The 17,775-nt window shown below is 73.8% G+C and carries 19 protein-coding genes and 1 tRNA gene; 13 read left to right on the plus strand and 7 right to left on the minus strand.

Going from position 1 to position 17,775, the window contains the following annotated elements:
* Positions 1-307: 307 nt before the first annotated feature.
* Entirely contained in the window at positions 308-1,204 is an 897-nt protein-coding gene (locus tag DQ239_RS01695) for a helix-turn-helix transcriptional regulator (RefSeq protein WP_113832522.1), read from the minus strand.
* Positions 1,205-1,304: 100 nt separating this feature from the next.
* Here DQ239_RS01695 and DQ239_RS01700 point away from each other — a divergent pair, with 100 nt between their 5' ends.
* The 8 genes from DQ239_RS01700 to DQ239_RS01730 all read left to right on the plus strand — a co-directional run bounded on the left by DQ239_RS01700 (position 1,305) and on the right by DQ239_RS01730 (position 8,153).
* Entirely contained in the window at positions 1,305-2,735 is a 1,431-nt protein-coding gene (locus DQ239_RS01700; protein WP_199582465.1) for an MFS transporter, read from the plus strand.
* A gap of 85 nt (positions 2,736-2,820) precedes the next feature.
* Positions 2,821-3,519, plus strand: a complete 699-nt coding sequence (locus DQ239_RS01705; protein WP_348519316.1) for an aldo/keto reductase — start codon at positions 2,821-2,823, stop codon at positions 3,517-3,519.
* A gap of 9 nt (positions 3,520-3,528) precedes the next feature.
* Complete coding sequence (locus DQ239_RS21335; RefSeq protein ID WP_348519317.1) at positions 3,529-3,705, plus strand: hypothetical protein; 177 nt, start codon at positions 3,529-3,531, stop codon at positions 3,703-3,705.
* Positions 3,706-3,707: 2 nt separating this feature from the next.
* Positions 3,708-4,100 (plus strand): nuclear transport factor 2 family protein, encoded by a 393-nt coding sequence (locus DQ239_RS01710; RefSeq protein ID WP_113832523.1) that lies wholly within the window; start codon positions 3,708-3,710, stop codon positions 4,098-4,100.
* 43 nt (positions 4,101-4,143) lie between these two features.
* On the plus strand, positions 4,144-5,811 hold the full coding sequence (locus DQ239_RS01715) for a Na+/H+ antiporter (RefSeq protein ID WP_113832524.1): 1,668 nt from the start codon (positions 4,144-4,146) through the stop codon (positions 5,809-5,811).
* A 57-nt stretch (positions 5,812-5,868) separates the two neighbouring features.
* A complete protein-coding gene (locus DQ239_RS01720; protein ID WP_113832525.1) occupies positions 5,869-6,636 on the plus strand; it encodes an SDR family oxidoreductase in 768 nt (255 codons plus the stop codon).
* Between the two features lie 110 nt (positions 6,637-6,746).
* Positions 6,747-7,766, plus strand: coding sequence for an alcohol dehydrogenase catalytic domain-containing protein (locus tag DQ239_RS01725; RefSeq protein ID WP_113832526.1), 1,020 nt, complete (start codon positions 6,747-6,749; stop codon positions 7,764-7,766).
* 21 nt (positions 7,767-7,787) lie between these two features.
* The gene (locus DQ239_RS01730; RefSeq protein WP_199582468.1) at positions 7,788-8,153 is read left to right on the plus strand and encodes a hypothetical protein; all 366 of its coding nucleotides are present in this window, start codon (positions 7,788-7,790) and stop codon (positions 8,151-8,153) included.
* On the opposite strand, the gene DQ239_RS01735 is transcribed toward DQ239_RS01730, so the two are convergent.
* Both DQ239_RS01735 and DQ239_RS01740 read right to left on the minus strand, forming a co-directional pair.
* Positions 8,135-8,219, minus strand: a tRNA-Leu gene (locus DQ239_RS01735). The two genes, DQ239_RS01730 and DQ239_RS01735, sit on opposite strands and share 19 nt — an antisense overlap.
* A 55-nt stretch (positions 8,220-8,274) precedes the next feature.
* A complete protein-coding gene (locus DQ239_RS01740) occupies positions 8,275-9,312 on the minus strand; it encodes a GGDEF domain-containing protein (RefSeq protein ID WP_233488620.1) in 1,038 nt (345 codons plus the stop codon).
* A gap of 138 nt (positions 9,313-9,450) precedes the next feature.
* Here DQ239_RS01740 and DQ239_RS01745 point away from each other — a divergent pair, with 138 nt between their 5' ends.
* A complete protein-coding gene (locus DQ239_RS01745) occupies positions 9,451-10,770 on the plus strand; it encodes a M20/M25/M40 family metallo-hydrolase (protein ID WP_113832527.1) in 1,320 nt (439 codons plus the stop codon).
* Between the two features lie 13 nt (positions 10,771-10,783).
* Complete coding sequence (locus DQ239_RS01750; protein WP_113832528.1) at positions 10,784-11,584, plus strand: SDR family NAD(P)-dependent oxidoreductase; 801 nt, start codon at positions 10,784-10,786, stop codon at positions 11,582-11,584.
* Here the strand turns inward: DQ239_RS01750 and DQ239_RS01755 are convergent, their stop codons facing one another.
* Complete coding sequence (locus DQ239_RS01755; RefSeq protein WP_113832529.1) at positions 11,585-12,169, minus strand: rRNA adenine N-6-methyltransferase family protein; 585 nt, start codon at positions 12,167-12,169, stop codon at positions 11,585-11,587.
* 119 nt (positions 12,170-12,288) lie between these two features.
* Here DQ239_RS01755 and DQ239_RS01760 point away from each other — a divergent pair, with 119 nt between their 5' ends.
* The gene (locus DQ239_RS01760) at positions 12,289-13,245 is read left to right on the plus strand and encodes an NADPH:quinone oxidoreductase family protein (RefSeq protein WP_113832530.1); all 957 of its coding nucleotides are present in this window, start codon (positions 12,289-12,291) and stop codon (positions 13,243-13,245) included.
* Positions 13,246-13,277: 32 nt separating this feature from the next.
* Positions 13,278-14,120 (plus strand): pentapeptide repeat-containing protein, encoded by an 843-nt coding sequence (locus DQ239_RS01765; protein WP_113832531.1) that lies wholly within the window; start codon positions 13,278-13,280, stop codon positions 14,118-14,120.
* Here DQ239_RS01765 and DQ239_RS01770 read toward each other — a convergent pair.
* Positions 14,096-14,299, minus strand: coding sequence for a DUF5703 family protein (locus DQ239_RS01770; RefSeq protein WP_113832680.1), 204 nt, complete (start codon positions 14,297-14,299; stop codon positions 14,096-14,098). The two genes, DQ239_RS01765 and DQ239_RS01770, sit on opposite strands and share 25 nt — an antisense overlap.
* A 131-nt stretch (positions 14,300-14,430) precedes the next feature.
* Between DQ239_RS01770 and DQ239_RS01775 the strand changes: the two genes are divergently transcribed.
* On the plus strand, positions 14,431-14,694 hold the full coding sequence (locus tag DQ239_RS01775; protein ID WP_199582471.1) for a hypothetical protein: 264 nt from the start codon (positions 14,431-14,433) through the stop codon (positions 14,692-14,694).
* 19 nt (positions 14,695-14,713) lie between these two features.
* Here DQ239_RS01775 and DQ239_RS01780 read toward each other — a convergent pair whose 3' ends face one another.
* Positions 14,714-16,726, minus strand: a complete 2,013-nt coding sequence (locus tag DQ239_RS01780; RefSeq protein WP_233488621.1) for an AAA family ATPase — start codon at positions 16,724-16,726, stop codon at positions 14,714-14,716.
* Positions 16,723-17,703: an aldo/keto reductase gene (locus DQ239_RS01785; RefSeq protein ID WP_113832532.1), complete on the minus strand. Its 981-nt coding sequence runs from the start codon at positions 17,701-17,703 to the stop codon at positions 16,723-16,725. The genes DQ239_RS01780 and DQ239_RS01785 overlap by 4 nt, the downstream gene beginning before the upstream one ends.
* Between the last annotated feature and the right edge of the window lie 72 nt (positions 17,704-17,775).

The following is a 17,775-nucleotide window of genomic DNA, read 5'->3' on the forward strand; positions in this document are numbered from 1 at the left end:
CCTGGTCGGAAGCAGGCCACGAGAACGGCTGGCTCACCAGATCCACGGTGGGGCGGCATCCCATCGGACGTGGCCTGCCCTCGTGAGGCCCGGTGCGTCGATGTCCCCTCGGTACCGCAGCCGCGCTCCGCCCGACCGCAGCGCAGCGTTGGCCAGACGCTGGGCGGGTGGTGGGATCGCCGTGTGCGCACCTCGTCGATCACCTGACTGACATGCGCTTCGACCGCTGCGAGGGCGAGTGGTCATGACCTGACTCCTCGGACCCGCGCGCACGGCGTTGTCGAACCTGTGCGCAGATGGAGCCCTATCAGGTCGCGGGCGTCGCGACGCTCTCAGAGGGCAGGTCGTCGTGCGAGGCCGCCCAGGAAGCCAGAAGTTTCAAGGCGTCGGCGGTCGGCGTGCCAGCGGCGGCGGTGTAGACGTTGAGGTGCAGCCCTGGCGACGACGCGAGCTCCAGCCCCTCGAAGTCCAGGTCGAGCTCGCCGACGACGGGGTGGCGCAGCCGCTTCTGCCCGCTGCGGTGGAACTTCACGTCATGCTGGGCCCACCGTCGGCCGAACAGCTCCGAGCGGGTGGACAGCTCGCCCACCAGCTCGATGAGCGCCTTGTCCCCGGGGTTCTTGCCTGCTTCCAGCCGGAGCATGGCGGCGGCGTCGTTGGCGATCCGGTCGTAGTCGACGAAGAACTCCCGGGCCGCGTCCGGCTCCAGGTACACGAACCGGGTCGTGTTGGCCGGGCGGCGCGGGGTGGTCAGGACCGGCGAGTACAGCGCCCGGGCCAGCGGGTTCATCGCCACGATGTCGTGCCGGCCGTTGCGTACCCAGGCCGGCGCGTCGGTCATCGCGTCCAGCATCTGCTGGACGCCCGCGCGGACCGCGGTCGGCGCGGCGCGCTTGCGCTGGGCGCCGTGTGCACCGCTCTCGCGCGCGAGGGCGAACAGATGATCACGCTCGGCCTCGTCGAGCCGCAGCGCCTCGGCCAGGGCGTTGAGCACGCTCTCCGAGGCGCCGGCAAGGCCGCCACGCTCCATGCGGACGTAGTAGTCGACCGAGACGCCGGCGAGCATCGCGACCTCCTCGCGGCGCAGGCCCTTGACCCGGCGGTTGCCGCCGTAGGCCGGCAAGCCGGCCTGCTCGGGGGTGATGCGGGCGCGTCGGGTGCTGAGGAAGTCGCGGATCTCCGCGTTCAGCTCGGCCTTGCTCATGTCTCCACGGTAGGCAGCCGACGGACCGGCTGGGAGGCACTGCCAGTACCCGGAACGACCGGAACTCCCGCACCCGCTCCGGACGCCGTGCACTGGAAGCGTGCCCCGGAACAGCAAGCCAGGCGCGATCCTGGCCATCATCCTGATCAGCTATTTCATGATCCTTCTGGACAACTCGGTCATCTTCACCGGCCTGCCCAGCATCCGCGCAGGGCTGGACCTGAGCCCGACCGGCCTGTCCTGGGTCCAGGACGCGTACACGCTGGTCTTCGGGGGTCTGCTGCTGCTGGGTGCCCGGGCAGGGGACCTCGTCGGACGGCGGCGGCTGTTCGTGATCGGCCTGGGCGTCTTCGGTACTGCGTCACTGCTGATCGGGCTGGCACCGACCGGCTGGTGGCTGATCGCTGCCCGCGCGCTGCAGGGTGTCGGCGCCGCGATCGTCGCGCCGACGTCGCTGGCGCTGATCACCGCCTACTTCGAGGGCGAGGCGCGCACCCGCGCGGTCGCCTGGTACGCCGCTACCGTCGGCATCGGCGCGAGCCTGGGCCTGCTGGTCGGCGGCGCGCTCACCGACCTGATCTCCTGGCGGGCCGCGTTCCTGGTCAACGTGCCGATCGCCGTCGCCATGATCGTCGGCGCCCGTGCGGTGCTGACCGAGACGCCGCGGCAGCGCGGGCGCTTCGACGTCGTCGGCGCGCTCTGCGCGACGCTGGGCATGGGCGCGCTGGTGTTCGGGATCATCGAGTCCGGTGAGGCCGGCTGGGGTTCGGCCCGGGTAATCGTGGCGCTCGTCGTCGGTGTCCTGCTGCTGGCCGCCCTCGTCGTCACCGAGGCGCGGGTGGCGCAGCCGGTGATGCCGCTGCGGCTGTTCGCCAGCCGCGAGCGCAGCGGCGCCTACGCCGCCCGCGCGCTGTACATGGGCGCGATGATCGGCTTCTTCTTCTTCACCACCCAGCTTCTGCAGGACGCGCTCGGCTTCACCCCGCTGCAGGCCGGGCTCGGGTTCCTGCCGATGTCGCTGGTCAACTTCGGGGTCGCGCTGGCCATCCCGCGGCTGCGCACCCGCTTGTCCGACGCCGTCCTGCTCGCCGCCGGCGTGCTGATCACGCTGGTCGGCATGGTCTGGCTGAGCCGCGCCGGCGTCGAGGACGGCTACCTGTCCTCCGTGGCGCTGCCGATGGTGCTGGTCGGTGGAGGGCAGGGCCTGGCCTTCGCCCCGCTGACCAGCTCGGGCATCGCCGGGGTGGCTTTTTCCGACGCCGGGGCCGCGTCGGGGCTGATCAACACCGCCCATCAGCTCGGGATGGCGCTCGGGCTGGCGGTGCTGTCCGCGGTCGCCGCCGGCGCGGGGGCCGGCCTCACCGGCCCGGCGGCCGTGGCCGAGCACGTCGGCGCCGCGCTGACCGCCGCCAGCGTGCTGCTGGCCGTGGCGCTGCTCGTGGTCCTCGTCGTCCTGGTGCCGGCCGCGCGCAGCCACCGTGAGCAGCGCTCGTCCGCCGCTGAGCGGCCGGCCGTCCGGGCGGCTGCCTGATGGGTACGCACCGGCCGGGGGGCACTGCCAGTACCCCGAACGACAGGCACTGCCAGGCCCGCGTCGGCGGGCAGAGGCTGGAGTCATGAGCGGCTCTTCCTTCACCCTGAACAACGGCGTGCAGATCCCGTCCGTCGGGTTCGGCGTCTTCCAGACCCCGCCGGACGAGACCGTCACCGCCGTGCAGACCGCGCTGGAGGTCGGCTACCGGCACATCGACACCGCCGCGGCCTACGGCAACGAGCGGCAGGTCGGTGAGGCGCTGCGGCGGTCCGGGATCGACCGCTCCGAGGTGTTCGTCGAGACCAAGATCTGGATCAGCGACTACGGCTACGACGAGACGCTGCACGCGTTCGACAAGAGCGCCGGGAAGCTGGGACTCGACCAGGTCGACCTGCTGATCCTGCACCAGCCGCTGCCGGATGAGTTCGAGCTCACCATCGGTGCCTACAAGGCGCTGGAGAAGCTGCTGGCCGCGGGTGCGGTCCGCGCCATCGGGGTCAGCAACTTCATGCCCGAGCACCTCACCCGGCTGCTGGCCGAGACGTCGGTGGTCCCGTCGGTGAACCAGATCGAGGTGCACCCGTACTTCCGGCAGTCGCAGCTGCTCGCCCTCGATGCCGAGCACGGGATCCTGTCCCAGGCGTGGTCGCCGATCGGCGGCATCACGTTCTACCGCGACGGGTCGCACGGCAGCACGCTGCAGGACCCGACCATCGGCAGGATCGCGGCCGCGCACGGCAAGACGCCCGCGCAGGTCATGCTCCGCTGGCACATCCAGTAGGGCCGCCAGGTGATCCCCAAGTCGGTCACCCCGTCCCGCATCCGCGAGAACCTCGACGTGTTCGACTTCGAGCTCACCGGCGAGCAGCTCGCCGCCATCGACGCCCTCGACACCGGGGTACGCGGTGGGCCGGAGCCGGCCGACGTCACCCGCGCGAACTTCGGCCGCGAGATCCCCGAGGCCTGACCGTGGTCACCGACGACACCGACGACACCGACGTCCGCGACGCGGTCCTCGCCAACTACGCGGCGCAGTGCCGGGCGATGGTCGCCGGGGACGCCGACGCGCTCGGCGCGCTGCTGGCCGAGGACTTCACGCTGGTGCACATGACCGGCTACCGGCAGCCGAAGGCCGAGTGGCTCGCCGACGTCCGGTCCGGACAGATGACCTACCACTCGATGGCCGACGTCGACGTGTCCGTCGACGTGTCCGGGGACGCCCCGGTGCTGAATGCCCGCACCAGCACCGAGGCGACCATCTGGGGCGGTCACGGCACCTGGCCGCTGCGGCTGCGGATCACCTACCGCCACCAGGACGGCGCCTGGGTCGCGGCCAGCAGCGTCGCTTCCACCTGGCGCTGAGCGACGGCGCCCGCACACCGATGACGAGAACTGAGGGCAGGCCATGAACGGCCTCGAGATCACCGTGACGCTGGGCGCCGCGGTCTTCGCCGGCACCGTGCTGGCACCCCGCCTGCGGATGGCCACCCCGCTGCTCCTGCTGCTGCTGGGCGTCGCGCTGGGGTTCGTCCCCGAACTGCGCCACATCGAGCTGCACCCGGAGATGGTGCTGCTGATCTTCCTGCCGGTGATGCTGTTCTGGGAGAGCCTGACCACGTCCCTGCGGTCGATCCGGCGGGACTTCCGCGGCATTCTGATCATGAGCACGCTGCTGGTGGTCGCCACCGCCTTCGCCGTCGCCGGCATCGCGCACGCCCTCGGCATCCCGTGGGCAGCCGCACTGGTGCTCGGGGCCGCCGTCGCGCCCCCGGACGCCACCGCCGTCGCCGCGCTCGGGCGCACCCTGCCGCACCGCAACTTCATGCTGCTCAAGGCCGAGAGCCTGACCAACGACGGCACCGCGCTGGTGGTCTACGCCATCGCCGTCGGGATCGCGGTCGGCGGCGACTACACCGCACTCGACGTCACCGGCCTCGTGGCCCGGTCCTACCTCGGCGGGGTGGCCGTCGGGGCTGCGGTGGCGGGCGCGGCGTACCTGCTGCTCCGGCCGCTGCGCGACGCAACGACGATCAACATCGGCCTGCTGCTCGTCCCGTTCGTCGCCTACCTGCTGGCGGAGCTGATCAGCGCATCCGGCGTGCTCGCCGTCGTCGTCGCCGGCCTGGCCGTGGGGTACGCCTCGGCGCGGATCAGCACCGCGGCGTCGCGCCGGCAGACCGAGTCGGCCTGGCCGCTGGGCTCGCAGCTGCTCAACGGCGCGCTGTTCGTGCTCATCGGGCTCGAGGTGCAGGTCGTCGTCCGGGACCTGGGCATCGCCCACGTCGGCCGGCTGCTGGGGGTCGTGGTGGCGGTGTGGCTCGGGCTGCTCGTCGTCCGGTTCGTCTTCCAGACGCTCAGTGTCCTGCTGATCCGGCTGCTGGACCGCCGGCCCTCCCAGCGGGCCCGGCGGATGAGCTACCGGGCCCGCGTGGTCAGCGCGGTCGCGGGCTTCCGCGGCGCGGTCTCGCTGGCCATCGCGCTGTCGGTGCCGCTGGCGCTGGAGAACGGGTCCCCCTTCCCGGGGCGGGACGAGATCGTGTTCGTCACCACCGGCGTCATCGTGCTGACGCTGCTGGTCCAGGGCCCGCTGCTGCCGGTCGTGGTGCGGTGGGCGCGGCTGCCGGAGGACACCGGTCTGGACGACGAACAGGAGCTGGCCGAGCGGGCGCTGACCACCACCACGGTCACCGCGATCCCCGAGCTGGCCGACGAGCACGGCATCAGCGACGAGGTCCGCGACCGGGTCGCCCGCGACTACGCCGAGCACCTGAGCCTCGTCGAGGCCCACCACGCCGACCGTCGCCGCACGTCCGGACCGGAGCGGACCGACGCCGACGATGATGCGGCTGCCGGGCTCGATCCCGCGCCCAGGCCGGTGGCGCTGGCCGAGGCGTCGCCGCTGGCCCGCGACGAGGAGTACCGCCGGCTCCGCCTGGCCCTCCTGGACCGCAAGCGCGAGGTCCTGCTCCGGTTGCGCCGCGAGGGCGCCATCGACGACTCCGTGGCGCGCCGCGTGCAGGCCCGCATCGACATCGAAGAACTCCGGCTCACCGGCGTCGACCCCGTCGACTGACGGCGGGCCGCCCACCCGACCCACCACCGAGCGGCTCCGCCGCCAGGAGGAGATCCCATGCCCAGCTCACCCACGTCCGTCCTCGTCGTCGGGGCCACCGGCGGGATCGGCCGCCGCGTCGTCGCCGCCGCACAGCGGCACGGCCTCGACGTCCGCGCACTCGTCCGCGACCCGGCCCGCGCCGAGCGGCTCCTGCCCGGCGCCGGCCTCGTTCCCGGCGACCTCGAGCAGCCCGACACCCTCCGCCCGGCCGTCTCCGGCGTCGACGCGATCGTGTTCACCCACGGCGGCAACGGCAGCCCCGACGCCGCCCGGTCCATCGACTACGGCGGCGTCGCCGCCGTCCTGCAGGCGCTCGACGGCCGGACACCCCGGCTGGCCCTGATGACCTCCATCGGTGTCAGCCGCCGCGGCACCTACGGCGGCAGCACCGGTCAGCTGCTCGACTGGAAGCGGCGCTCCGAACGGCTGGTTCGCGCCAGCGGCGCCCCGTACACGATCGTCCGCCCCGGCTGGTTCGACGCCGTGGGCGCCGGAGACGACCGGCTCGTCCTGGAGCAGACCGACACCGGCAACGGCGGCATCGGCCGCGACCAGCTCGCCGAAGTGCTCGTGCGCAGCCTGCTCACCGACACTGCCGTCGGCCGGACCTTCGAGCTGTTCGCCGAGGCCGGTCCGGCACCCACGGACTGGTCCGGATTGTTCGGCGCCCTGACGCCCGACCGTGCCGGCGCGCTGGACGCGGCCGGCGATCCCGCCACCCTGCCGCCGGTCGCGGAGGAGCCGCCCGCGGTGCAGGACGACCTGGCACGCCTCGCCGGCTGACCGGCGCGCCGGCCGGGGGGCACCGCCAGTACCCCGAACGACAGGCACTCCCGCGCCACCGTGGCCCGCGGTTGTCTGGATCCCGACCCCGGAGAGAAAGGCACGAACTCGTGCGAGCAACAGTGATGTACGGCGCCGGCGACGTGCGGGTGGAGCAGCTGCCCGACCCGGTCGTCGAACAGCCCAGCGACGCCCTGGTCCGCGTCGTCCGCACCTGCGTCTGCGGCAGCGACCTGCACCCCTACCACTCCATGCCGGCCGACGAGCAGGGCCGGCCGATGGGGCACGAGTTCATCGGCGTGGTCGAGGAGGTCGGCTCCGAGGTGGCCACCATCCGCCGCGGCGACTTCGTCATCGCCCCCTTCGCCTACTTCGACAACACCTGCGTGTTCTGCCGGGAGGGCCTGACCACCTCGTGCGAGCACGGCGGGTTCTTCTCCACCGCGCAGGCCGAGGCCGTCCGTGTGCCGCTCGCCGACGGCACGCTGGTCAAGGCCCCCGTCGGCGAGGACTCCGCGCTGCTGCCCTCGCTGCTCACGCTGTCCGACGTGCTGATCACCGGCCACCACGCCGCCGTGCGCGGCCAGGTCGGCCTTGGCTCGTCGGTGACGGTCATCGGCGACGGCGCGGTCGGCCTGCTCGCGGTGCTGGCGGCCAAGCGGCTGGGCGCCGAGCAGATCGTGCTGATGGGCCGCCACCAGGCACGCACCGACCTGGGCCGGGAGTTCGGCGCCACCGACGTCGTCGCCGCCCGCGGCGAGGAGGGCATCACCGCGGTCCGCGAGCTCACCGGTGGCCACGGCAGCTCCGCCGTCCTGGAGTGCGTCGGGCACCTGCCCGCCTACGAGCAGGCCCTCGGCGTCGTGCGCTCCGGCGGCGTGATCAGCCGGGTCGGCGTACCGCAGTACGAGCAGGCGCCGGCCGGCTTCGACCTGTTCGGCCGCAACATCACCCTCACCGGCGGCCCCGGCGCGCAGCGCTCCTACGTCGAGGAGCTGCTGCCCGACGTGCTCGAAGGCCGCATCGAGCCCGGCCGGGTGTTCGACCGCACCGTAGGCCTGGACGACGTCCCCGCCGGCTACAAGGCGATGGACTCCCGCGAGGCGCTCAAGGTCCTCGTCCAGCCCTGAGCACAGGAGAAGAGAGCAGACGTGGAGATCCTCCCCGAGCAGCCGTCGGTCCAGGGGCCGGCGGAGTGGTTCACCGGCGTCGTGTTCTTCGACGTCATCGCCCCGGGCAGCGCCTCCCGCGGCAAGGTCAACGCGGTTCACTTCGCCCCCGGGGCCCGCACCGCGTGGCACCGGCACGCCCACGGTCAGATCCTGCACGTCACCGAGGGAGTCGGCCTGACTCAGTCGCGCGGCGGCGACGTCGTCGTGATCCGGCCCGGGAACACCGACGCGGAGTACGGCCAGGCCGCCCGCCGATCCGCCCGACGGCTCAACCGGCAGGAGACGACAGAACCCCCACGGTCACCGACCGTGGGGGTTCTCTGCTGTGTCCGAGGGGGGACTTGAACCCCCACGCCCGATAAAGGGCACTAGCACCTCAAGCTAGCGCGTCTGCCATTCCGCCACCCGGACGAGTGCGGAGCAAGACTACCGGAACCGATCCGCCGTCCGGAGCACCCCCCGCCGCTCAGCTCGCGGCGCCCGACACCCGGCCCCGCCCCGCCCGCTTCGCCGCGTAGAGCGCCGCGTCGGCGGCGATGTACAGCCCCCTCCGGTCGGCCGAGTCCTGGGACATGTGAGCCACGCCCACGCTGATCGACAGCGCCAGCAGGCCGCCGTCCGGCAGGCGCATCGGCGTCGAGCGCACCGCCTCGAGCAGGTCCTCCGCCCGGTGGTGCGCCACGTCGCTCGTGCAGCCGGGCATGAGGACGGCCAGCTCGTCCCCACCCAGCCGGGAGAGGACGACGTCCTGGAACCGCACCCGCCCGCGCAGCACCTGCGCCAGGTGCACGAGGACGTCGTCGCCCACCGGGTGGCCGTACGTGTCGTTGATGCACTTGAACGAGTCGACGTCGATGAGGATCAGCGCCGTGCCCCCGGGAGCCGACCTGCCCACCGCCGCCTCGAGGGCGCCGTCGAAGGCCCGACGCGTGGCCAGCCCGGTGAGGGCGTCGACCGTCACCTGCTCCTGCAGCGCCGCCACCAGACGGTCCTGCCTCGCGGAGGCGCGCACCAGCATCACCGCCATGACCACGAGGACGGCGCCGAAGTACGTGAAGTCGGCCATCGCCTCGTCGAGCGGCAGGATGAGCACCCGCGACATCCCGTTGCCCAGCACGGCCGTCGTCGTCACGACGGCGACGGCGGCGCGCTGCAGGTGCGCGGCCGACCAGAGCACCGGGAACGCCAGGAACGCCTGCGAGGCCGCCGACGGATCGTGGGTGACGAGGTTCAGCCCGCAGATGAGGAACACCCCGCCCACGGCGATGGCCGTGCACACGCCGAACCGGTCGAGGCGCTCGGCGGAGGCCCGGGAGACGGCGAGGGCGACCAGCAGCACGAGACCCACGGCCGACCACGAGGCAACCGTCGCCCGCGTGCTGTAGTCCAGCGGCTGGAAGGCGATGAACGCGGCGAGGGCGACCGCCGCCACGACCAGGATGAGGACGCAGCTGCGGGCCGCCGACTCCGGCGCCCGCGCCCGCAGGCTCAGCTTCGCGCTCACATCCAGGGCATCGGCGTGCCCGCTCGGTGGGGCCAGGGGGTGCTCACCCCACCGGGGGAGCCGCGCGGGCGTGACGGTGGTCGCACCCGGGGGAACCGCCTCCCGACGGCGGGCACGTCGCGCCCCTAGGCTCGGCGCGTGGAAAGCACCAGCCCCGTGGGCGCCCAGGACGAGGTCGCCGAGCTGCTCTCGGACTTGATCCGCATCGACACGACCAACACCGGCAGCACCGCCACGAGCGCGGGGGAGCGGTCCGCCGCCGAGTGGGTCGCGGGCAAGCTGGACGAGGCCGGCATCGACTCGGTCATCCACGAGTCCGAGCGGGGCCGGGCCAGCCTGGTCGCCCGCATCCCGGGCGCCGACCGCAGCCGCCCGGCCCTGCTGGTGCACGGGCACCTCGACGTCGTCCCCGCCGATCCGGCGGAGTGGAGCGTGCACCCGTTCTCCGGCGAGGAGCGGGACGGCTACATCTGGGGCCGCGGCGCCGTGGACATGAAGGACATGGACGCGATGGTCCTGGCGCTGGTGCGCGACTGGGCCCGCACCGGCGTGCAGCCCGACCGCGACATCGTGCTGGCCTTCGTCGCCGACGAGGAGGCCGGCGGCGTGCTCGGCGCGCACTACCTCGTCGACGAGCACCCCGACCTGTTCGAGGGCTGCACCGAGGCGATCAGCGAGGTCGGCGGCTTCAGCATCACCGTGCGCGACGACCTGCGCCTCTACCTCGTGCAGACCGCCGAGAAGGGGCTGGCCTGGATGCGGCTCACCGCCGCCGGCCGGCCCGGGCACGGCTCGTTCGTGCACGACGACAACGCCGTCACCCGGCTGTGCGAGGCGGTGGCCCGCATCGGCGCGCACCGGTTCCCGCTCACCCTCACCCCGCCGATGCGGCAGTTCATCGCCGCGGTCGAGGAGGCCTACGGCATCGAGATCGACCCGGCCGAACCCGAGCTGGCCCTGGCCCGGCTGGGCAGCATCAGCCGGATGATCGGCGCGGCCCTGCGCAACACCGCCAACCCCACGATGCTCGACGCCGGCTACAAGGCCAACGTCATCCCGGGCACCGCGAGCGCGACCGTCGACGGCCGCTTTCTGCACGGGCAGGAGGAGGAGTTCGAGCGGCAGCTCGCCGCACTGGTCGGCGAGGGCGTGCAGCGCGAGTGGCTCGTGCACGACCAGGCGGTGGAGACGACGTTCGACGGGCCGCTGGTCGACCAGATGGTCACCGCGCTCAAGGCGGAGGACGACGGCGCGCGGCCGGTGCCGTTCACCATGAGCGGCGGCACCGACGCCAAGAGCTTCCAGCGCCTGGGCATGCGGTGCTTCGGGTTCTCGCCGCTGCGGCTGCCCGCCGACCTGGACTTCGCCTCGCTGTTCCACGGCATCGACGAGCGGGTGCCGGTCGAGTCGCTGCGCTTCGGCGTCCGGGTGCTGGACCGGTTCCTCCGCGCCGCGTGATCTGATGACCCCTGTGACTGCTCCCACACCCAAGCCCGGTTCCGTCGCACTGATCACGGGGGGCACCGGTGGCTTCGGCCGCGCCCTCGCGACCAAGCTGAAGGCGCTCGACATCACCGTCGTCCTCGCCGACCTCGACAGCGAGCGCAACCGCCAGGTCGCCGACGAGCTCGGCTGCCCGTTCGTCGTCCTCGACGTCGCCGACCGCGCCGCGAACGCCGCCGTCGTCGCGCAGGTGGAGGCCGACCACGGCCGCCTCGACGCCGCCTTCCTCAACGCGGGCATCGCCGGCAAGTCGCGCCAGGCCCTCGACGTCGACGAGTTCCTCAAGGTCGTCGACGTCGACCTGTTCGGCGTGGTCTACGGCACCGAGGCCGCCCTGCCGGCGCTGCGCCGGGCCGGCGGCGGCTCGATCGTCGTGACCGCCTCGCTCGCCGGCCTGGCCCCGCTGGCCACCGACCCCGGCTACAGCGTCGCCAAGGGGGGCGCGATCACCTTCGTGCGCTCCATGGCCGCGCGGGTGATCGACGAGAACATCACCATGACCGCGATCTGCCCCGGCTTCGCCGACACCGCGATCATCGACGGGATCCGCCAGACGTTCATCGACAACAACTTTCCGATCCTGTCCGCCGAGGAGGTCGCCGACGCGATGATCGCCGCCTGGACCTCGGGCGAGCCGGGTGCCGCCTACATCGTCCAGCCCGGCATCGGCGCGGTGCCCTACAAGTTCAAGGGCGTGCCCGCGGCCAAGACCCCGACCGGCGAGACGGCCGGCGTCCCCGGCGCGCTGCAGCCGGGCTCCGCGACCTGATCAGGACGTGCCGCCGGCCCCCTCCTGCGCGCAGGCGAACAGGAAGGCCGGCGGCACATTCCACGGCGTGATCCGCCAGCGCACCGAGCGGAACCGGCGGCGCAGCTCGCCCAGGAGCAGCGGCGTGTACTGGATGAGCACCAGCACCCCTCGCGGTGCCAGCAGCGCGGGCAGGGCGTCCAGGATCCGCCGGCGGAGCTCGCCGTCCAGCGAGGTGAAGGGGATGGTCGAGACGAGGACGTCGGCGCGCTGCCCGTCCAGGTAGGCGACCACGTTCTCGGCCGAGTCGGTGACCACCTGCAGCCGGTCGTCGTCGGCGTAGCGCTTCGCGAGGAGTGCGGACAGCTTGGCGTCGATCTCGACGGCCACCAACCGGGCCCCCGGCCGCAGCCTGGCCAGGATCTCGCCGGTCTGCACGCCGGTGCCCGCGCCGAGTTCGACCACGAGGTCGGCGGCGGTCACGTCGGCCAGGTCGAGCATGTCCCGCACCGCCGTGCGCGAGGTCGGCAGCACCGCGCCCATCTGGCGCGGGTGCGCGACGAACGCGGCGAAGAACCGCAGCGGGTCCGTCAGGTGCTGTCTCATGCGTTCCTCGCGGGTCGGCCGGCCGGGTCCCCACGCACACTGTCACGGTGGCCACGGGCCGGCGAGCGCAGACCGGGGGCAGGTGACGGCGGTCACCTCGCGTCTGGCAGGGTCGGGGGATGCGTGCATGGCGGGTCCACGAGCTCGGCGACCCAGCAGAGGTCATGAGCTTCGACGAGGTCGAGATCCCGACCCCCGGTGAAGGGCAGGTCCTGGTCAAGGTCCGGGCCGCGGCCCTGAACTTCCCCGACATCCTCATGGCCCAGGGCCTGTACCAGGAGAAGCCGCCGCTGCCCTACACGCCCGGCGTCGAGCTGTGCGGCGAGATCGTCGAGACCGGGCAGCGCGTCGTCGGGTCGCCGGCCGGCGGGCCGGGCGCGTTCGCCGAGTACGCGGTGATGGACGCCGCGGCCGCCTACCCCGCGCCCGAGGGGCTCTCCGACGAGAAGGCCGCGTCGCTGTACCTGACGTACTCGACCGGGCACGTCGGCCTGCACCGCCGGGCCCACCTCCAGGCGGGGGAGTGGCTCCTGGTGCACGCCGGGGCCGGCGGCGTCGGATCGGCCGCCATCCAGCTGGGCAAGGCGGCCGGGGCGCGGGTGATCGCCACGGCCGGCGGTGGGCGCAAGACCGAGATCTGCCGCGAGCTGGGCGCGGACCACGTCATCGACTACACGACCGACGACTTCGTCCCCATCGTCAAGGAGATCACCGGCGGGCACGGCGCCGACGTCGTCTACGACCCGGTCGGCGGTGAGGTGTTCGACCGGTCGCGGCGGTGCATCGCCTTCGAGGGCCGGCTGCTGGTCGTCGGGTTCACCAGCGGCGTCCACCCGTCGGCGCCGGCCAATCACGTGCTGGTGAAGAACTACAGCGTCGTCGGGCTGCACTGGGGGCTGTACCGCAAGCACGACCCGGCGCTGTTCCCGCAGGTCCACGCGGAGCTCGTCCGGCTGGTCGACGCCGGCCTCATCGACCCGCTGGTCGGGGACGTGCTGCCGCTCGACCAGGCGCCGCAGGCCCTGGCACGGCTGGGCGACCGCGGCACCGTCGGCAAGGTCGTGCTCGTTCCCTGACCCGGCCCGCCCGCGCCTAGGCTAGGCCGGTCATGACGCCTCGCCCGCTGCCGATCGTGCCGGCGCGGAACGGGCTCTCGGCCGACTGCTCCCGGTGCGCCGGGCTCTGCTGCGTCGCGCCGGCCTTCGCCGCGTCCGCCGACTTCGCGATCGACAAGCCCGCGGGCACCCCGTGCCGCCACCTGCAGGACGACTTCCGCTGCGGCATCCACGACCGGCTGCGTCGCGAGGGCTTCCCCGGGTGCACGGTGTTCGACTGCTTCGGCGCCGGCCAGCGGATCACCCAGCAGACCTTCGGCGGGCGCACCTGGCGAGAGTCCCCGGAGCTGGCGACGGCGCAATTCGGGGTGCTGCCGGTGATGCGCCAGCTGCACGAGATGCTCTGGTACCTGGCCGAGGCCGCGACCCTGCCGGCCGCCGCCGAGCTGCACCCGGCGGTCCAGCGGGCCCGTGAGGCCACCGAACGGCTGGCCGGCTCGGACGCGGAGGTGCTCCGCACGGTCGACGTGGGTGCGCACCGGGCCGAGGTCGGGGCCCTGCTGCAGCAGGTGAGCGACGCCGTCCGCACCCCGCCGGGGCCGGACCGCCGCGGCGCGGACCTGATGGGCCGCGACCTGCGCCGCACCCGGCTGCGGGGGGCCGGTCTGCGCGGGGCCTACCTCATCGGCGCCGACCTGCGCGGTGTCGACCTGGGGCGGGCGGACCTCCTGGGCGCCGACCTGCGCGCCGCGGACGTCCGCGGTGCCGACCTGTCGGTCTGCCTGTTCCTCACCCGGCCGCAGCTCGAGGCCGCCCGGGGCGACGCGGCGACGGCCCTGCCGCCGGGGCTGCCGCGCCCCGGTCACTGGTCTCAGATGTGCGGTCCGGGCAGGTAGGACAGCCGCGAACGGCGCCGCAGGATGACCTTGCGGGTGCCGTCGGCGTGCAGCTGCAGCCGGGCCAGCTCCCAACCGCCGACGTCGGACTGAAGACTCAGCATGGTCGCCGCCGCGGACCGGGACGTACCCGGGGGGATCCGCAGCGGCGCGAACTCGTACTCGCCTGTCGCCTCCATCGGCACGATTGTGCCTCTCCGTCGCCCGCGGGTCATCAGGTCGTTCCCTGGCTCACACCCGACGCCGCGCCGGACGGGTGGCCGGACGGCAGGATGGGACCGACCCGACCGCACGATCCACGGAGGACGACGTGACCGATCCCGGCACCGCGAACGACGCCGACCGCGCCGAGCAGGAGGCGCTGGTCGACCCGCCGGCCGTCGCGCTGGCCGGGGACGCCGTCGCGCCCGGTGTCGGCGTGCCGGAGGCCGACGCCCTGGAGCAGCAGCTCGCGGCCGATCCCGGTGAGGCCGAGGACCCGCTGCGTCCGGTGGGCGACCGGGAGGCCAACGAGGCCGACGTCCTGGAGCAGGAGGCCGACGTGCCGGTCGACGAGGACGACGCCCGCGGCTGACAAGGCGGTCCCCGTCTGATCAGCCGGCGTGGTCGGCGGCGTACTCGGCCAGCAGCGACGCCAGCCGGGTCCGCCGCGGCCGGACGTCGACCTCGCGGACCGCGCGCACCAGGGCCGCGCCGCTGGCGTGCACGATCGACAGGTGCTTCTGCGCCCGGGTGAGCGCGGTGTAGACCAGCGGGCGCGACAGCATCCCGCCCGCCTCCGGCGGCAGCACCACGACCACACCCGGCCACTCCGAGCCCTGCGCCCGGTGGACGGTGATCGCCCAGCCGTGCCGCAGGTCCGACAGCGCCGTGCCGGTCACCGTCACCGGCCCGGAGGCGAACGCGACGTCCAGCGAGCCCTCCCCGGCCTTGGTGACCACCCCGACCTCGCCGTTGGCGAACCCGATCGGCTCCAGGTCGAGGTGGTTGGCAGTGGCGACGACGCGGTCGCCGGGGTCGAAGCCGAACACCGTGCCCTCACCCGGGTTGAGCACCGCCTTGAGCGCCTTGTTCAGCTCGATCGTCCCGGCCGGCCCGCGGTGCACCGGCGTCACCACCTGGACCGCGCCGGGCTCGATGCCCAGGGCCCGGGGGATCGAGTCGGTGACCAGCTGCACGACGCGGCGGGCCGCCTCGGCCGAGCCGGTCGCCGGGACGATGACGACCTCGCGGTCGGGGGAGTCGACCGGCGGCAGCTCCCCGCCGCGAACCCCGGTCGCCAACCGCGCGATGGCGCCGCCCTCCGCCTGGCGGTACAGCGTGGTCAGCTCGGTGACCGGCACGGCTCCCGAGTCGATGAGGTCGCCCAGCACGTGACCGGGCCCGATCGAGGGCAGCTGCGCCGGATCGCCCACCAGCAGCAGGTGGGTGCCGTCCGGGCAGGCCTCGAGCAGGGCGGCGGTGAGCTCGACGTCGAGCATCGAGGCCTCGTCGACCACCACCACCTCGGCGTCCAGCGGCCACTCCTCGTTGCGGGAGAACCCGCCGGTCATGCCCTGGGCTCCGAGCAGCCGGTGCACCGTCGTCGCCGGGTGGTCGGTGAGCTCCTCCAGCCGCTTGGCGGCGCGGCCGGTGGGCGCGGCGAGCGCGATCTCGGTGCCCTTGGCGCGCAGCAGTTGCACCACGGCCGCCACCGTGCGGCTCTTGCCGGTGCCCGGACCGCCGGTGAGCAGGCTGACCCCGTTGCCCAGCACCTGGGCGACGGCCGCCGTCTGCGCCTTGTCCAGGCCCTTCGCGACCTTGCGCACCGAGAGCGGGTCCGCGATGAGCTCCGCGGCGGCGGCCAGCCGGGCGACGTTCTCGGCCACCGCCTCCTCGGCCATCCCGAACCGCGCCAGGGACAGCATGCGGTCGGTGGCCTCCGTCCGGGTTCCCTCGCGAGCTTGCGAGTGGAGGGGAGACGGAGGTCCTTCTGCGGGCTCGGCGTCGGCATCGCCGTCGTCCTCGGGCATGGGCGGTTCGTGCTCGAGCACCTCACCGCCGTCCACCGCCGCCACGATCGCGGCCGCCGGGTCGGTGATGCCCTCGGCGCGCAGCGCGGCCACGACCAGGTCGGCCGGCAGAACCGTGTGCCCGTCCCGGGTGGCGGTGCGCAGCGTGAGCCCGACGATGGCCCGGCCGCGGCGGGCGTCCTGCCGGTCGGCGCCCGTGAGGACGGCGATGGCCAGCCGGTCGGCCTCGGCGAGGGACACCCCGGGCAGGCTGAGCAGCGCCCACGGGTCGTCGCGCAGCCGTCGCGCCGCGTCGGGCCCGAGCGCGTCGGCCACCCCCGCGGCCAGCTTGGCCTGCAGGCCCGCGGCGATCAGCAGCTCCACCACCTCGTAGGTGGGCTGGGCGGCCAGGAAGCTGGAGAACAGCCGCTCGGCGCGCTGCCGCCCGACCCGGGGGAGCTTCAGCAGCCGGTCGGCGGTGACGTCGTCGGGCCGGGTGATGCCGGCCGCGGGCAGCTCCGCCGCCGTCCGCCGGCCGAGCCCGGGCCACAGCCCGGCGGCGCAGAACGCCGCGAAGACCGGATCGCCACCGGGGGCCGGCACGGCGGCGGTCACCGCTCGGCCAGCCGCTCGGGGTAGCCGGTCGGGGCCGCGGACACGTCCTCCAGCGCGGTGCGGATGGCCGCGGGCAGCCGGACGCCGTCGGCGTCGAGGGAGGCCTGCAGCTGCTGGGCGGTGCGCGCGCCGACGACGGGCGCGACGACGCCGGGCCGGTCGCGGACCCAGGCCAGGGCCACCCCCAGCGGGCTGGTGCCCAGGCCCTCGGCCGCGGTAATCACCGCCTCGACGATCCGGTCGGACTTCTTCGAGCGCAGCCCGTCGATGAACACCTGCCACTGCTGGGAGGCCCCGCGCGACTCCGAGGGCGTGCTGTGCCGGTACTTGCCGGTGAGCAGACCGCGGCCCAGCGGGGACCAGGCCAGCACGCCCAGCCCGAGGGCCTCGGCGGCGGGCACGACCTCGCGCTCGACGCCGCGCTGCAGCAGCGAGTACTCCATCTGGGTGCTCACGATCGGCGTGCGCCCCGGCCAGGCGCGCTGCCAGGTGGCGGCCTGCGCGGTCTGCCAGCCGGAGAAGTTGCTGATGCCGATGTAGCGCGCCCGGCCCGAGGAGACGGCGAGGTCGCAGGCGGCCAGCGTCTCCTCCAGCGGCGTGGCGTCGTCCCAGGCGTGCAGCTGCCACAGGTCGACGTGGTCCAGGCCCAGCCGCTGCAGAGAGGCGTCCAGCGCGGCGAGCAGGTGCCCGCGGGAGGCGCCGCGCCCCATGGGCCCGGGGCCGGTCCGGCCGGCGGCCTTGGTCGCGACGAGGACGTCGGAGCGGGGGACGACGTCGGCGAGCAGGTGGCCGAGGATCCGCTCGCTGTCGCCGTCGCAGTAGACGTCGGCGGTGTCGACCAGCGTGCCGCCGGCGTCGACGAACGCGGTCAGCTGCATCGCAGCCTCGTCCCCGTCGGTGTCGCGGCCCCAGGTCATCGTGCCCAGCGCCAGCCGGCTCACGACCAGACCGCTGCGCCCCAGCGCCCTCTGTTCCACGACCGGCCAACCTACCGGCGCCCGGCCGTCCCCACCGGCGAGCACCCGCAGCCTCGGAGCGGCGCGCCGGAA

Source organism: Blastococcus sp. TF02-09 (assembly GCF_003319105.1).
In the GTDB taxonomy this organism is placed as follows: Bacteria; Actinomycetota; Actinomycetes; order Mycobacteriales; family Geodermatophilaceae; genus Blastococcus.

Bases quoted from the DNA above. Each gene is read 5' to 3' on its own strand.
- DQ239_RS01695 (WP_113832522.1), bottom strand. From the start codon at position 1,204: ATGAGCAAGGCCGAGCTGAACGCGGAGATCCGCGACTTCCTCAGCACC.
- DQ239_RS01705 (WP_348519316.1), top strand. From the start codon at position 2,821: ATGAGCGGCTCTTCCTTCACCCTGAACAACGGCGTGCAGATCCCGTCC.
- DQ239_RS01715 (WP_113832524.1), top strand. From the start codon at position 4,144: ATGAACGGCCTCGAGATCACCGTGACGCTGGGCGCCGCGGTCTTCGCC.
- DQ239_RS01720 (WP_113832525.1), top strand. From the start codon at position 5,869: ATGCCCAGCTCACCCACGTCCGTCCTCGTCGTCGGGGCCACCGGCGGG.
- DQ239_RS01755 (WP_113832529.1), bottom strand. From the start codon at position 12,169: ATGAGACAGCACCTGACGGACCCGCTGCGGTTCTTCGCCGCGTTCGTC.
- DQ239_RS01760 (WP_113832530.1), top strand. From the start codon at position 12,289: ATGCGTGCATGGCGGGTCCACGAGCTCGGCGACCCAGCAGAGGTCATG.
- DQ239_RS01765 (WP_113832531.1), top strand. From the start codon at position 13,278: ATGACGCCTCGCCCGCTGCCGATCGTGCCGGCGCGGAACGGGCTCTCG.
- DQ239_RS01770 (WP_113832680.1), bottom strand. From the start codon at position 14,299: ATGGAGGCGACAGGCGAGTACGAGTTCGCGCCGCTGCGGATCCCCCCG.